The sequence below is a fragment of the Thiothrix unzii genome, assembly GCF_017901175.1.
In the GTDB taxonomy this organism is placed as follows: domain Bacteria; phylum Pseudomonadota; class Gammaproteobacteria; order Thiotrichales; family Thiotrichaceae; genus Thiothrix; species Thiothrix unzii.
In genome coordinates this window covers 404,511-418,646 of record NZ_CP072793.1, presented here as the reverse complement: position 1 = coordinate 418,646, position 14,136 = coordinate 404,511, and the positions used below count along the sequence as shown (strand labels likewise).

Here is a 14,136-nt window from a genome sequence, read left to right as displayed (position 1 = left end):
ACTAGGGCACACCCTCAAATCAGCAAGATAAACCGCGAAAAACCGACCGTTTATCGCAACTATCGAAAAACCTGCTCTAATTGTGGCGCAAGTCGCACAATAAATGCGCGATTTAATCCAACCCACACAATCAACGGCATTATCATCGGCAACAATAACGTGCCAACCTGATACCCCAACGCAATCGCATCTGCCCCAGTTTGTGAAATACCCTGCTGCACCTGAAACGCATGACCCACATCAAACGTTAATGTTTTTAATACGCTAAATACCATACTGAAAACTTCGGCAGGCAATACCAACAAGATTCCCCACAATAAATTCAGCCACTTATCCTGCCCCGGTGTTGCCAGCATCAATGCCGCCACCAAAGGCAAACTGTAACTGTAAATCAACGGATTCAAATGAAAGCCCAACACATCCTCACCCACAGGCGGAGAAACCACCTGCCCAGCCGCATCGTGCCCAAAATTAGAGGCCATCACTAACGTATGCCCGTCCAGACGCAACCACATTACGGCATCAGGAATCACGCCATGCAGCACACTTTCACTAATCAAGGTCACTGGTGCAAGGTGAAAGGCTGCTGTCACATACCACACAAAAAACGTCAGCGGAAAAAACACCAGCACACCCAACATAAAACGCTGTAACGGTTTATGTGTCATACTTTTTCCTCAGGCAAATAGCGGATCCACACCAAAAATACCACTAGCGCATCCAACATGATTAACGCCTGCCAAATGTACAAATGCGCCCAATCAAACAGCTCTTGGCTCCACTGCCCCAAATAAAACAGGCTAATAACCCGCACCAAATTCAGCCCCTGAATGGCAATAAAACCCAGTAATAAACCGTAAATTTTATAAAGCAACGGCGCAGGGAATGCGATAATTGCCGCCAGCAACACGATCATAGCCTCGACACCGTTACAACCTGGCTCAATCGAAACCGCGAAACCGTTCAGTGTGCTGCTAATGATTTTGCCAGACGTGGCAACATGAGGATCAAACGCGGACATCAACCAGCCACTCACATCGGCGAGTAAGCTTGTCCAAGGCAAGATGAGCGCAGTTTGCACTGGCTGAAGCATTTCCAGCCCAAAGAAAATACCCTGCACCAGCAGGAATACCAGCAGAAAACGTAACATAGCCCCTACTTTTGATTATTTTTGTCAGGCCGTCAGTGTAAACCGTTTTATGACCTGACGATAGTTTGCCCGACAGACGCAGGTGTTGTTAATGACGCGGCTTTGGCACAGCTCCCCGCACGCTTCATGGTGCTACATTCCGTCTGCATCAGGCATTGCCCCAACCAAAACAACATCAGACCGCTGGCAACACACACACCCAAAAAGACCCAACTAATGTTTTCATGGCGGTAAAACTCCAACGCGGTCAAACCGATACCCACGCCACACAACAACAGCAACGCCACCCAACGAGCCGCTTGCATAAAATGAAACGTCAAACTTTTCTGACACGAATTTGCACTAGCACATTTTGAAATTCTTGCAGTCATACCATGCACTCCTCATACCTAAACACCACCGAACGAATCTTCGCCCTGTATTTCATGCAACATATGTACCACCGCAGTAACGCTTGGCAATCTGTTCTCAGGAAACTTCGCCAACAAACCGTTTAATAACGGCTGATACCGCGCGACCCACAGCGGCAATTGCGGTATGGGGGCTAACGCCTGTTTTTTCAAGATTTCCGCTAATGAGCGTCCCTCATAAGGCTTTTGCCCCACCAGCAATTCGTAAAAAATCACCCCCAAAGCGTACAAGTCTGTTCGCACATCCGCTGGCTCACCCAGTAAACGTTCGGGACTGACGTAGTAAGGTGTACAGTAAATTTCGTCTTCGTGCAAAAAACCCGCCTCAACGAGGAGTTGTGTTTCCATCCCGAAATCCAGCAACACCAGCGATTGATCATTACGCACCAAAATATTGGACGTTTTCAGGTCACGGTGCAACAAACCCGCTGCATGAACCCGCCCCAACACCGCCAGCAATTCACTAAACCAACGCAAACGCTGCGCCAATGCAGGCAGCGATAACGTTGCTAAATGATTTTTTAACGTGTCACCGTGAACGTACTCCATCACCAAATAAATGGCCTGATGATTCACTCCCGCGTCCCACAAATGCACCAAACCGGGTTGTTCCGACAAACCTAACGCCCGACAATCACGTAAAAAGTGCGCGACACGCGCCAATGCAACGGCTTGCACATCAAATTTAAAACGTTTGATCGCGGCTTGTTGGCCTTGTGCATTTTGAGCAAGAAAAATAATAGCGTTATCACTGTTATGCAGCACTTCCAACGGCTGCCAGTCTGCGATACTGATAGGAAACTGCTGCAAACGGCATTGCAATTCACGTTCCAGAAAAAAAACGCCGCTACTAGCCACTCCAGAGTCCGCCGAACTCATCCCACATCCGTTATCCAACACGGTTTTACCCCCTACCCATTTATTGATTTTATGCTCGACTTCAAATTATAGGACAAATCCCCGCATTATTTGACCCTGCTACCCCTATTGACCGAAAAATAACTGATTCACTGTTTGACAAGTACTAGGCATTTTACCGATAATTCCGCGCTTTTATGTGCGTTAGCCGCTTGGCTGCGCCTTAACCCTTGCCTCACCGTACAGAGCGGGAGGCTTTAAACCCGAAAGGAAGACCCACATGAGACATTATGAAATTGTCTTTCTGGTTCACCCCGACCAGAGTGAACAAGTACCGGCAATGGTAGAACGCTACCGTGGCATGGTGCAGGAAAGCGGTGGCGCAATCCACCGTTTGGAAGACTGGGGCCGCCGTCAATTGGCTTACCCAATCAACAAACTGCACAAAGCGCATTACGTGCTGATGAATATCGAATGCGATGCAACCACATTGGCTGAACTGGAAACCATTTTCCGCTTCAACGATGCTGTTATCCGCAGCGTTACCATCCGTTGTGATCAGGCTATCACTGAAGCTTCTCCGCTCAAGAAAGACGGCGAAGGCAAGCCTGCCAAGCGTATGCGCGAAGAACTGCCTGAAGATGACGACGATTCATCTGACGACGAATAACCACGGCTGATCTGGAGATACCTATGTCACGTCAATTCCGCCGCAAAAAATACTGCCGTTTCACGGCTGAAGGCATTACCGAAGTCGATTACAAAGACCTCGATATTTTGAAAAGCTTTATTACCGAAACCGGCAAAATCGTACCGAGCCGCATTACCGGCACGAAAGCGAAATACCAACGTCAATTGGCAACCGCGATCAAACGCGCACGCTTCTTGGCTTTGTTGCCGTTTTCAGACCAACACAAGTAATGGTTGGTGCTGTCACGCTTTTAGCGTGACATGACTGCGTAACGGCAAGAGCAAATTATGGCAAAGTTCATTATGGCAGGGCCATTGCAAGCAGTTGGATTTATCCTGCTGTTTTCCATTTTGTCCCTGTTTCTGCCGCTCATGGGCTTATTAGGCAATGCAGCCGTTGGGCTGATTACCTTGCGCATGGGCTGGCGACGTGGGCTGCTCATCGCCATGATTAGCAGTGCCGTACTAGGTGGGTTAAGCCTGCTACTGCAAATGAACCCCTTCGTGGGTTTCGGTTTCAGTATGCTGACTTGGTTGTCGGTTATCTTACTGGCAACCCTACTGGGCAATAGCGTTTCTTGGTCAAAAACCTTAACGGTATTGTTAGCGATCACAGTCGGAGCAGTGTTGCTGTTCCATCTGCAAGTCAGCGATCCAGTAGCTTTTTGGCAAAACCAGCCGTTGTGGATGCAATTTGTTGAAGTGGCAAAAAGTATGCAGGTGATGCCAGCAGAAATGCCAGCCAGTGAGCAACAACAACTGATGGATAATGCTGCCAGCATCTTATCAGGTAGCATTGCCGGAGCTGTCAGCGGATTGCTGATACTCTCGCTGTTAATTGCCCGACACTGGCAAGCGATGCTGTACAACCCCGGTGGATTCAGCGCGGAATGGCGCGAATTGCAACTGGGGAAGCCTGCGGCACTGTTGATGATTGCGGTCATTACCTTGGCTTTATTCAGCCAACAAATAACTGCCATCAATATGGTATTTGCAGGGCTAACTGTGTTCCTGTTTCAAGGCATTGCCTTGGTGCATGGGTTGGTCGCATTGCTACAGCAGCATAAAGCTTGGCTCATTGGTATGTACATTTTGCTGTTTTTGATGCCCGCTCACGGTGGCATTTTGCTCGCCGCTTTTGGCATTATCGACAGCCTAGCCGGATTTCGCAGTCAAATTAAGGCACGTAAACGTTAAGTTTTAAGCGCAGGTCACAAACCTGCTTACAGACAAGGTGAGAACGATGGAAATCATTCTGCTGAAGAAAGTAGAAAATCTGGGCACACTGGGCAACGTTGTCAATGTACGCCCCGGTTATGCGCGTAACTTCCTGATCCCTCAGGGAAAAGCAAAAATGGCAACCAAAACCAATATCGCGGAGTTTGAAACCCGCCGTGCGGAATTGGAAGCTGAAGCGGCTGACATTTTAGCGGCTGCACAAGCACGTAAAGCACAATTGGATGACATGGTTATTACCATTCAGGCCAAAGCTGGCAACGAAGGCAAACTGTTTGGTTCCGTGTCTAACCACGAAATCGCAGAAGCTATCAATGCAGCCGGTGTTACGCTTGAACGTCGTGAAATTCGTATGCCAGAAGGCGCACTGCGTCATTTGGGCGAATTTGAAGTAGGCGTACACCTGCACAGCGAAGTCGATGCTACCGTTAAAGTTGTTATCGAAGCGGAATAATCGCACCGTTAGCTACTGAGGTATCCTCAAATCCCGCACATACGTTTATGTTGCGGGATTTTTAGCTGTTTACTTATCTACAGCATTTTCACTGCTTATCCCTAGCATCCGCACCGGACTGCTACTAACATACTGCCTCTAATTTCCAGTACACTTGGCGGCTATGGCAGAATCTTACGAATCCCTGAAAATTCCTCCCCACTCCATCGAAGCCGAACAATCTGTTCTGGGCGGTTTGCTCCTGAGCGGGTTATCCAACGACAGCAGCGCGTGGGACACCATCGCCGATAAAGTGGTGGAAACCGATTTCTACCGTCAAGACCATCGGTTGATTTTCCGTGCGATTGCAGATCTTGCGGAAGACAGCAAACCGCTGGACTTAATCACCGTTTCCGAATGGCTAAAACAGCGCAATGAATTGGAAAACGCGGGAGGCTTTGTCTACCTTGCAACGATGGCGAAAGACACGCCCAGTGCTGCCAATATCAAAGCTTACGCGGAAATCGTGCGGGAAAAATCCATCCTGCGACAATTGATCAGTGTCGGCACTGGCATTGCAGATTCAGCCTTCAACTCCCAAGGGCGTGCCAGCAAAGAGTTATTGGACGAAGCAGAACAAAAAGTATTCAAAATTGCTGAACACGGTTCAAAGCAAGGGCAAGTATTCAAACCCTTGAAAAAACTCTTGAAAGTTACCCTAGAACACATCGAAGAACTCAGCAAAATCAACACCAATATTACGGGTGTTTCCACAGGTTACACCGACCTCGACGAAATGACTTCCGGGTTACAGAAAGGGGATTTGGTGATTGTCGCTGGACGGCCATCGATGGGAAAGACCACATTCTCGATGAACATCGCCGAATATGCCGCCGCTCACAAAAAATTACCGACCGCCATTTTCAGTATGGAAATGCCCGCTGAACAATTGACCCTGCGGATGTTGTCGTCAATGGGTCGGGTAGACCAGCATCGCTTGCGCACCGGGAAACTGACCGACGAAGACTGGCCGCGTGTGGCGACGGCGGTAAAAATCTTTTCCGATGTGCCAATGTTTATCGACGACAGCCCTGCCCTATCACCTACGGAAGTCCGCGCCCGCGCCCGTCGTTTAATGCGCGAACACGGGCAACTCGGCTTGATTGTGCTCGACTACCTACAATTGATGCAAACCGGGGCGGCAACAGAAAACCGCGCCACTGAGATTTCGGAAATTTCTCGCTCACTCAAAGCCATAGCCAAAGAGTTAAGCGTGCCCGTCATCGCGCTTTCCCAGCTTAACCGCAGTTTGGAACAACGCCCTAACAAGCGACCTGTAATGTCGGATTTGCGTGAATCGGGCGCGATTGAGCAAGACGCGGACATTATCATCTTCATTTACCGTGATGAGGTCTACAACCCCGAATCCCCCGACAAAGGCACGGCAGAAATCATTATCGCCAAGCAGCGTAATGGCCCGATTGGTACGTGTCGGCTCACCTTCCTCGGTAAATACACTCGGTTTGAAAATTATACCCCTGATGTTTATACCCCCGGATTTGAATAATTGTCACAAACCGCTACACTGCCCGCATGAAACGATCTGCACACGCTATTATTGACACCGCCGCTTTACGTCACAACCTTGCGCGTTGCCGCGAGGTTGCGCCCAACAGTTTGGCAATGGCTGTCATCAAAGCCAATGCGTATGGGCACAATATGCTCAAAGCTGCTGAAACCCTGAGCCATGCCAATGGTTTTGCAGTATCTTGCCTGCAAGAAGCTTTGGAACTGCGGCAAGCACGTTTCATTCACCCGATTGTGGTGCTGCAAGGCTTTCACACCATGCAAAGCATGAAAGCCATTGCCGAACACCGCCTGCGAGCCGTCATCCACGACCGTCACCAACTGGAATTGCTGGACAGCGCACCTGCCTCCGTCAAGTTAGATGTAGCGTTAAAACTCGACACCGGAATGCACCGCTTAGGCTTACCCATCGAACAGGCACGCACCCTGTTTGAACGCCTCAGCAAACACCCCAACATTAAACCGACCCCGTGGTTAATGACCCACATGGCCTGCGCGGACGAGCCAGACAACCCGCACACGCAGCAACAACTGGAACGTTTCGCAAAATATACCGATGGCCTGCAAGCTCCACGCAGTATCGGCAATTCCGCCAGCATCCTCGCTTGGCCTGAAAGTCACGTTAACTGGGTACGCCCCGGCATTATGTTGTACGGCTCTTCACCGTTTGCGCATGGCAATGCACGCCGCGACGGGCTGGAAGCGGTGATGACCCTGAGTGCACCACTGGTCGCGATTCATACCATTCCCAAGGGTGAAAGCATTGGCTATGGCGCAAGCTGGACGTGCCCGGAAGACACCCGTACCGGCGTTGTCGCCTGCGGTTACGCTGATGGCTATCCACGCCACGCACCCACCGGCACACCGGTATGGATCAATGGCAAAGAAAGTCGGATTCTGGGGCGGGTTTCAATGGACATGATCGTCATCGACTTAACCGCGATTGAAGCCCGCGCGGGGGATCAAGTCGAGTTGTGGGGTAAACACCTTTCTGTTGACCGTATCGCTCAGGCAGCAGGAACGATCAGTTACGAATTACTCTGCAATGCTGGCAATCAATGCCAACACACCTACATTTGATCAAAAAATAACAAAAAAACACTGGCAATTGCGTAAATTTTTGCTAGTCTCTGCCCATCTGTAATAAATTTAGTCAATGGATGGACAAGCGCAATGACTGACCGGATCCGGGTTAAACAAACCAATCGTAAAGAAGCAATGGCACGCGCCCTCGCGATGCTCATTATCGGTTTCGGGGTTTTATTGATTGGTGCTGGCTGGTGGGTTCAGCAAAGCACCAAAACACCAACCCCGTCGCTGAACGAATTGCAAGCACTAGCCGCGCAACCCTTACCACCCACCCCACCGATTACCCAACCCACTATCGCAGAACCAGCACCCGCGCCTGCGGCATTACCAATCGCTGCTAATTTAACTCTGCAAGACAAGCCGGAACCCAACACCCAGAACGAACCACCAGCCGTCACTGTGCAACCGATTTTACCCCCAAAACCCGAACCCGTGGTAAAACCACAACCCGCACCTGTCGAAAAACCTCAGCCTGTTGCAACACCTGAAGTCACCACACCGCCTCCACCACAGGAAACTGCAACAGTAACGCCACAACCTGTGCCAAGCAGCGCACCAAGTGATGCTCCCGAAGGCTGGATTTACGCCGGGCAATTCATTGATGGCGCGTGGGTAGAACGCGGCTTGGTGATTGGTGAAACACTACCTGCGGCTGGGCAACGTTACGCACTGAACTGGGGAGCAAACATTCGTTCTGAACCACCTGGCAAAAATACCTCATTAAGTGAAACTGTTGGCTACCTTGCCCAAGGCCATACGGTCGATATTCTTCAAGTGAAAAAATCCGGGAGCAAAGGTCACGTCTGGCTAAAAATAAAACGCTAAACGGCATCTCCCACGTTATCTTTCGGGCAAGGCTTTGCGTTAAACTGGCAACCAAACCTCAGTTGTCGTGTCAAACCTGAAATCATGATCTTAACTATTCGCACCAAGCTATTTATTGCCATCTTTTTGGCCTGCCTACTCACCGTAGGCGGGGTAGCGGGCGTGATGCAATTTAATTTCAAACGCAGCTTTTTAGACTACCTCAATGAGCAAGAAAGTCGCTCACTCACCCAAATTGAAACCCAACTGATCAACTTGTATGCCGCTAAGGGCAGTTGGGACATTTTGGATGAAGAGCCGCGTCAATGGGAAAAGTTATTGCACACTGCGGTGCGTAGCAGCTTATTTCCTGCTAACGGCGATGAGCCTGACGATGCGCAACCACCGTTTCTGCCCCCTCCCAATACTCATGAATTAGGCGGAATGCCCCCGCCACGCCATCCGCTCAAACACCGCATGGATCGCTTTACCTCGCGTATCGTGTTACTCGATAGCCAACGCAAGTTGCTCAAAGGCAATAACCGCTTTGGCACGCCGGAAGATTTACACAGCCTGCAACTGCAAGGCAAAACCATCGGTTACTTAGGCTTACACCGCCGTCAAAGTTTAACCGAAAAAGTTGATGTGGAATTTGCCGATCGTTGGCAGCGCATTGTGTGGCTGGTCGGGTTACTGGCGTTACCGATTACCGGCATTTTGTCGTTTTTAGTGGCACGGCACTTAGGCAGACCGATTCAGGCGTTGCGGGCAGGTACTCAACAATTAACCAGTGGCAATTACGCACTGCGCATGGCAAGCAGCGGGCGTGACGAATTGGGGCAACTGACGCACGATTTCAATAAGCTGGCGGAACGTTTGCAACAAAATGAAACCTCACGCAAGCAATGGATTGCCGATATTGCCCATGAATTACGCACGCCCTTGTCGGTTTTACGCGGGGAAATCGAAGCCCTGCAAGACGGTATTAATCAACCTGACGCGCAAACTTTCAACTCCTTGCATCAGGAAGTCAGCCAGTTGCAGCACTTGGTTGATGACCTTTACAACCTGTCAATGTCGGACAGCGGCGCACTCAGCTACCACAAACGCCCGCTAGATGTGCTTGCGCTCTTGCGTGAAACCTTGACGTTACACAGCACCCAATTGCACGAACAAAACTTACAAGTGGATACATTGGGGCTTGGGGTGCAGCCGGTGATGATTCAGGGCGACCCGCAGCGTTTGCAGCAATTATTTACTAACTTATTGGAAAACAGCCTGCGGTATACTGACAAACCGGGGCAGTTACGCATTGTCAGCAGCCTGCAACCACAATGGCTGGAAATTCGTTTTGAAGATTCACCGCCGGATGTGCCAGATACCGCGTTACCGCGATTGTTTGAACGTCTTTATCGGGTCGAAAGCTCACGCAATCGCGCCACGGGCGGCGCAGGCATTGGCTTAAGCATTTGCCACAATATTGTCACCGCGCACGACGGCAGTATTAGCGCACACCACGCAGCATTAGGCGGCTTGGAAATTCGGGTGCGTTTGCCGCTAAATACCTAAACGGAAATACCTGATGGAACGCATACTGATTGTCGAAGACGAACCCAAAATCGCCGACTTGCTGCAAAAATATTTACAAAATGCCAACTTTCAAACCGATTGGCTGGCGAATGGCACGGAAGTCAGCGCGTGGGTTAAAGCGCACTCCCCCGCGTTGATTTTGCTGGATGTGATGCTCCCCGGCAAAGACGGCTTGAGCGTGTGCAAAGACATCCGCCAGTTTTCCGGCGTACCCATCATTATGCTGACCGCTCGGGTAGAAGAAATTGACCGCTTATTGGGTTTAGAATTGGGAGCGGATGATTACATTTGCAAACCGTTTAGCCCGCGCGAAGTTGTCGCCCGTGTCAAAGCCGTGTTACGCCGCTGGGAAAGCGTCACTCACGCCTCGCAGACGGATACTGCACCGGGTGCGCTGGTGTTAGAGCGTGACCGCCTGATCGTGCGCTCAGGGCAAGCTGAAGTCAGCCTAACGCTGGTTGAATTTGAATTACTTGAAATTTTATATAAACAACCGGGCAGAATTTTCGGGCGGGATCAACTCATGTCGAAAGTGTACAGCGACAACCGCATTGTTTCTGATCGCACGATTGACAGCCATATTAAAAAACTGCGCAAAAAACTCTCCGATATTGCCCCAGATCAGGAATGGATTCATTCCGTGTACTCCGTAGGCTACAAATTCGAGCCTTGACCACAACACAGTCGCATAGTTCCACATTGTTTACACAATTGCAGCAAAATTGCTGCGCAATCGGCGCGTATTCTTCATCTCAACGGAAAGGCAAACGCCGCTTCCGAAGAAAACATCCACACAACAGTTTAAGGAATATTCAGATGAAAAAGGCATTGATTGCAACAGCACTGATTGGGGTTTTGGGCATGACTGTCGCATTCGCAGGCCCTGGTGGTGGTGATTGTGGTGCTAAAGGTGGTCATGGCGGCTTCGGCGGACATCGCGCTCAAATGGGCGAAATGCTCACTAAAAAGCTCGACCTGACCGCTGAACAGCAAACCCAAGTTGACGCGATTATGAAAGAGCAGCGCACCAAAATGGACGAAATGCGCCAGCAAATGCAAAAGCAAATGCAGGCGATGCGTACCGAAGGCGAAACTAAAGTAGCTGCGCTGTTAACCCCAGAACAAGCAGCAACCTTCCAGAAAATGCAAGACGAGCGTAAGCAACGTCAGGAAGAACGCCGCGAAGAAATGAAAAAGCGTTTGGAAAGCGACGTGCTGTAAGGTACTTTCGCAGTTTGAGATTTGATTTCACCTCGCATTGGGCAGCTACACACGGGCTGCCCCTTTTGCGTATTCACGGTTGAATGTAAACCAAGGTGTCAACCGGCACTTGCGGAAATAACTTAATGATTTCGTCATTATTCATCCGAATACATCCGTGAGAAGCGCGTTTGCCTAAATTACCTTCCTTATTTGTGCCGTGAAAATAAATGGCACGATTGAATGTATCAACGTTACCGCCTTTATTTTTACCCGGTTCCAAACCATCCAAACGCAATACCCGTGTCAGCACTAATGCCGTCACACCGGGTGCAGGTGCTGTGTAAATTTTGGCAATACGCCCGGTATTTTGTAATTTATCGAACACCGCACCACGTTTAGCCGTACTCCCAATTTTGGTACTGATGCGATGCGCACCGCTTGGTGTTTTATTGCTGCCTGAACGCGACCCCAAGCCTTTCGCGGCGGTAGAAATCGCGTAAGTACGCATCAATTCTGCATCGCGATACCAATACATTTGCTGCTCACTGTCATCCACCAGCAATACCCCATTCGCGTAATACCCCGGATATTTCACCTGTAAATCGCTTAAAACTGCCGAATGATCGGCGGCCTGAACTGTGCCTATGCTAAAAATCAAGCCGCAAAGTATAAAAATTAACCATTGTTTTTTCATCACCAATCCTCAGTTGTTTTAATTACTTAGCTTTAGTCCAAAAAATGCAGGTTTGCCGAAAGATTCCTGTTTCCGTATCCCTGCGTTTTTGTCTATAGTCAGTGAGACAACAACACAGTCAAAGAGGTCAGTGTGAAGCATTCGGGTTGGATTGCGGAAAAATCGTCCTTACAGCGGCAACGCGGGTTTGTTTTTAAACTCCTGCATTCGTTGTTAATTGTTGCCATTGTCGTTGGGTTAATCGTCTTATATAAAACCGGAAACCTCGCCTTTTTACGTGACATACCTTACTACCTCGGCAGAGTGTTCGAGATGCCAGAACGTCAACAACGTGCCTCACAGGAAACACCGCGTTGGAATGATGACCTTTACGTTCAAGCCCATCATACACGCCCATCCGATACGGTGGAACGCCCGCAAGAAGACGCAGATTATGCCGAAAATACGCGCTATGCCATACAAGTAGCAGCGGGCTACGATTCACGCCAACTGTATGAGCTACGTGATGCCCTGATTCGTGACGGTTACGACGCATACCTCGTGAGCTTGAGCGGCTCACAAGGTATATCATTTAAATTGCGGGTTGGCTCTTACACGCAACGCATGGATGCTGAAGCCATGCGTGACCGCCTACGTCGACGCTACCCGCAAAAACTGGGGGGCAGTTTCATTATTCAAGGCGAATAGCTCAGGGTTTGGCAAATAAACCGTACTGAAAATTTTGTAACCCCTGATCAGCACAATACACGCTGCCCTGCATAATGTAAGTCGATGGTTTAAAGTGACTACCGTTAATCACTAAGCCCTGCACTTCCTGCCCACATCGCCACTGTTTCGCCGGAGTGCCGACCACTGCCACAATTTGCGTGGTTTTATCCAAACGAAACACCTGCACCTGATCGCGCCCCGGTGATTTGATAAAATGGCACGGAGCCATTGGTTTCAACCAAACCGGCGGCTGCGCTTTACCCGATTGCAATTGACAACCGCCGCCTTGGTTCCACAACACCAAATCCAATCCCGCGACACGCGCCTGATCGGTGATGTGCGCCTGCTCCAGTTGCGCGGGCAGTGCTAACGCTTCGCTCTCAGGTTCAGCGTTATCGCCACACCCCGCCAACAAACCGCCCAGCAAACTTACCCAAACAACGTGTTTCAATGTACTGGCCAAAACCAGACCTCCTCGGAACGCTCGAAATAGTCGAACGCACCATCAGCCAATCCCGGCCCCTCCAATGATGGATCAAGTTCACGCCGGATAATGCCTGTTCCATCCCACAAATCAATGTGATCACCCTGATTACCGGCTCCCCAGAAATTATGGAAACAAATAAAACCGGTACGCCCTTTGTACGCGCCCCAACTCACGTTACTGCGCACTTCCACCCGACCAAACCGCTCCGGGTGACGACGCATCCAACCGGATAATTCCTGCGCCCGTAACGTATGACCTTTATGCCCACGATACCAGCAAGTCGTTTTGTCATAACCGTGCAACAAACCGCTACGTAATAAACACGTTCCCATCAAAATGGCGCACTGATTATCAAAATGCGGCACACCCTCTTCATCACGGCACGGAAACACCTCGCCCTCCCCGGAAGTCGGGTGATTGCGCCACAGTTTTCGGAAATCTAAGTTAGGCCCTTCGGTGGGTAAGGTCATTGTCCCTAATGGCGTAACTGGAGGAGCTGGAATAACCGGTGGCGGCACAGGTGTAACAGGCGGCACAGGTGTAACAGGCGGTGTGGGTGTCGGCAGTGGCGTGGGCGTGGGCGTCACCGTTGGCGCAGGTACGGGGTTCTGCGGTGGCGTAATAGATACTGGCGGCTCCACAGGCGTTGGCAGCGTAATTACCGGGGCGGGTGGTCGTCTCAGCCAAGAGAACAAACGTTCCCATAACGTAGGGCTTGGGCTAGGCATTCAATGGCTCCTTAATGAATTACTACCTAGACTATAGGAAAGAATGTTTTGTTGAGCCAGATCAAGTTTCTATTTTCCGCTGTAAGGCATACTTCACCTCACTGATTCACCCAGCAAGAGAGGGAATGACGATGTTTAGTTTTGATTATGGCCTGCCAGCGGCGATTGTGATTGCGTTGATCCTGTTCTCATGGTTCAGCTTTTTCTCGGTTGTTTTCGCTTAAGCGAACCCGAACCTGCATTTGTACACGCGCTTGCTTGTCAGCGGCGCGGGTTTCTTTTATCCTTGCCTCTAGAAAGTGCTTTAGAGGTATGTATAAATGTTGAGCTGGGATTTTGGAATACCAATGCTGATCGTGATAGCTTTGATTGCGTTCTCATGGTTTAGCTTTTTGTCTGTCGCCTTTTTAGGTTAATCAGATAGCAAAACGCCAAGAAAAAGGCCGCTAACGCGGCCTTTTTTATGTGG

General features: G+C 50.0%; 18 protein-coding genes. 11 read left to right on the top strand and 7 right to left on the bottom strand.

The genetic code is table 11. The features are described from left to right. Positions 1–59: 59 nt before the first annotated feature. The 4 genes from J9260_RS02390 to J9260_RS02375 are packed head-to-tail and all read right to left on the bottom strand — an operon-like array spanning position 60 to position 2,460. Complete coding sequence (locus tag J9260_RS02390) at positions 60–668, bottom strand: exosortase H-associated membrane protein (protein WP_210219466.1); 609 nt, start codon at positions 666–668, stop codon at positions 60–62. Next, a complete protein-coding gene (xrtH, locus tag J9260_RS02385) occupies positions 665–1,150 on the bottom strand; it encodes an exosortase H (protein WP_210219465.1) in 486 nt (161 codons plus the stop codon). The genes J9260_RS02390 and xrtH overlap by 4 nt, the downstream gene beginning before the upstream one ends. Before the next feature lie 47 nt (positions 1,151–1,197). Beyond that, positions 1,198–1,521: a hypothetical protein gene (locus tag J9260_RS02380; protein WP_210219464.1), complete on the bottom strand. Its 324-nt coding sequence runs from the start codon at positions 1,519–1,521 to the stop codon at positions 1,198–1,200. An 18-nt stretch (positions 1,522–1,539) separates the two neighbouring features. After that, positions 1,540–2,460, bottom strand: coding sequence for a serine/threonine protein kinase (locus tag J9260_RS02375; protein WP_210219463.1), 921 nt, complete (start codon positions 2,458–2,460; stop codon positions 1,540–1,542). 238 nt (positions 2,461–2,698) lie between these two features. On the opposite strand from J9260_RS02375, the gene rpsF reads away from it, so the two are divergent. The 10 genes from rpsF to J9260_RS02325 all read left to right on the top strand — a co-directional run bounded on the left by rpsF (position 2,699) and on the right by J9260_RS02325 (position 11,068). After that, entirely contained in the window at positions 2,699–3,088 is a 390-nt protein-coding gene (gene rpsF / locus J9260_RS02370; RefSeq protein ID WP_210219462.1) for a 30S ribosomal protein S6, read from the top strand. Between the two features lie 23 nt (positions 3,089–3,111). After that, positions 3,112–3,339 (top strand): 30S ribosomal protein S18, encoded by a 228-nt coding sequence (gene rpsR / locus J9260_RS02365; RefSeq protein WP_210219461.1) that lies wholly within the window; start codon positions 3,112–3,114, stop codon positions 3,337–3,339. Positions 3,340–3,396: 57 nt separating this feature from the next. After that, entirely contained in the window at positions 3,397–4,305 is a 909-nt protein-coding gene (locus tag J9260_RS02360) for a DUF2232 domain-containing protein (RefSeq protein ID WP_210219460.1), read from the top strand. A 46-nt stretch (positions 4,306–4,351) separates the two neighbouring features. Further along, a complete protein-coding gene (rplI, locus tag J9260_RS02355) occupies positions 4,352–4,798 on the top strand; it encodes a 50S ribosomal protein L9 (protein WP_210219459.1) in 447 nt (148 codons plus the stop codon). Between the two features lie 163 nt (positions 4,799–4,961). Next, on the top strand, positions 4,962–6,344 hold the full coding sequence (gene dnaB / locus J9260_RS02350; RefSeq protein WP_210219458.1) for a replicative DNA helicase: 1,383 nt from the start codon (positions 4,962–4,964) through the stop codon (positions 6,342–6,344). Positions 6,345–6,370: 26 nt separating this feature from the next. Continuing rightward, entirely contained in the window at positions 6,371–7,444 is a 1,074-nt protein-coding gene (gene alr, locus J9260_RS02345) for an alanine racemase (protein ID WP_210219457.1), read from the top strand. A gap of 93 nt (positions 7,445–7,537) precedes the next feature. Then, entirely contained in the window at positions 7,538–8,278 is a 741-nt protein-coding gene (locus J9260_RS02340) for a hypothetical protein (RefSeq protein ID WP_210219456.1), read from the top strand. 84 nt (positions 8,279–8,362) lie between these two features. Further along, positions 8,363–9,826 (top strand): ATP-binding protein, encoded by a 1,464-nt coding sequence (locus tag J9260_RS02335; protein WP_210219455.1) that lies wholly within the window; start codon positions 8,363–8,365, stop codon positions 9,824–9,826. A gap of 13 nt (positions 9,827–9,839) precedes the next feature. Next, the gene (locus J9260_RS02330) at positions 9,840–10,520 is read left to right on the top strand and encodes a response regulator (protein ID WP_210219454.1); all 681 of its coding nucleotides are present in this window, start codon (positions 9,840–9,842) and stop codon (positions 10,518–10,520) included. Positions 10,521–10,663: 143 nt separating this feature from the next. Next, positions 10,664–11,068 carry a periplasmic heavy metal sensor gene (locus J9260_RS02325; protein ID WP_210219453.1) on the top strand — a complete coding sequence of 135 codons (405 nt, stop codon included), beginning with the start codon at positions 10,664–10,666 and terminating at the stop codon, positions 11,066–11,068. A gap of 73 nt (positions 11,069–11,141) precedes the next feature. On the opposite strand, the gene J9260_RS02320 is transcribed toward J9260_RS02325, so the two are convergent. Beyond that, the gene (locus J9260_RS02320; protein ID WP_210219452.1) at positions 11,142–11,744 is read right to left on the bottom strand and encodes a L,D-transpeptidase; all 603 of its coding nucleotides are present in this window, start codon (positions 11,742–11,744) and stop codon (positions 11,142–11,144) included. A gap of 132 nt (positions 11,745–11,876) precedes the next feature. On the opposite strand from J9260_RS02320, the gene J9260_RS02315 reads away from it, so the two are divergent. Further along, a complete protein-coding gene (locus tag J9260_RS02315; RefSeq protein ID WP_210219451.1) occupies positions 11,877–12,431 on the top strand; it encodes an SPOR domain-containing protein in 555 nt (184 codons plus the stop codon). A 1-nt stretch (position 12,432) separates the two neighbouring features. On the opposite strand, the gene J9260_RS02310 is transcribed toward J9260_RS02315, so the two are convergent. After that, positions 12,433–12,915, bottom strand: a complete 483-nt coding sequence (locus J9260_RS02310; protein ID WP_210219450.1) for a hypothetical protein — start codon at positions 12,913–12,915, stop codon at positions 12,433–12,435. Further along, positions 12,900–13,667, bottom strand: a complete 768-nt coding sequence (locus J9260_RS02305; protein ID WP_210219449.1) for a T6SS effector amidase Tae4 family protein — start codon at positions 13,665–13,667, stop codon at positions 12,900–12,902. The genes J9260_RS02310 and J9260_RS02305 overlap by 16 nt, the downstream gene beginning before the upstream one ends. Positions 13,668–14,136 lie beyond the last annotated feature (469 nt).

What these genes read in the sequence shown, in the direction of transcription:
- J9260_RS02390 (WP_210219466.1), bottom strand. Translation starts at nt 668, where the DNA reads ATGACACATAAACCGTTACAGCGTTTTATGTTGGGTGTGCTGGTGTTT.
- xrtH (WP_210219465.1), bottom strand. Translation starts at nt 1,150, where the DNA reads ATGTTACGTTTTCTGCTGGTATTCCTGCTGGTGCAGGGTATTTTCTTT.
- J9260_RS02380 (WP_210219464.1), bottom strand. Translation starts at nt 1,521, where the DNA reads ATGACTGCAAGAATTTCAAAATGTGCTAGTGCAAATTCGTGTCAGAAA.
- rpsF (WP_210219462.1), top strand. Translation starts at nt 2,699, where the DNA reads ATGAGACATTATGAAATTGTCTTTCTGGTTCACCCCGACCAGAGTGAA.
- rpsR (WP_210219461.1), top strand. Translation starts at nt 3,112, where the DNA reads ATGTCACGTCAATTCCGCCGCAAAAAATACTGCCGTTTCACGGCTGAA.
- J9260_RS02360 (WP_210219460.1), top strand. Translation starts at nt 3,397, where the DNA reads ATGGCAAAGTTCATTATGGCAGGGCCATTGCAAGCAGTTGGATTTATC.
- rplI (WP_210219459.1), top strand. Translation starts at nt 4,352, where the DNA reads ATGGAAATCATTCTGCTGAAGAAAGTAGAAAATCTGGGCACACTGGGC.
- dnaB (WP_210219458.1), top strand. Translation starts at nt 4,962, where the DNA reads ATGGCAGAATCTTACGAATCCCTGAAAATTCCTCCCCACTCCATCGAA.
- alr (WP_210219457.1), top strand. Translation starts at nt 6,371, where the DNA reads ATGAAACGATCTGCACACGCTATTATTGACACCGCCGCTTTACGTCAC.
- J9260_RS02340 (WP_210219456.1), top strand. Translation starts at nt 7,538, where the DNA reads ATGACTGACCGGATCCGGGTTAAACAAACCAATCGTAAAGAAGCAATG.
- J9260_RS02335 (WP_210219455.1), top strand. Translation starts at nt 8,363, where the DNA reads ATGATCTTAACTATTCGCACCAAGCTATTTATTGCCATCTTTTTGGCC.
- J9260_RS02330 (WP_210219454.1), top strand. Translation starts at nt 9,840, where the DNA reads ATGGAACGCATACTGATTGTCGAAGACGAACCCAAAATCGCCGACTTG.
- J9260_RS02325 (WP_210219453.1), top strand. Translation starts at nt 10,664, where the DNA reads ATGAAAAAGGCATTGATTGCAACAGCACTGATTGGGGTTTTGGGCATG.
- J9260_RS02320 (WP_210219452.1), bottom strand. Translation starts at nt 11,744, where the DNA reads ATGAAAAAACAATGGTTAATTTTTATACTTTGCGGCTTGATTTTTAGC.
- J9260_RS02305 (WP_210219449.1), bottom strand. Translation starts at nt 13,667, where the DNA reads ATGCCTAGCCCAAGCCCTACGTTATGGGAACGTTTGTTCTCTTGGCTG.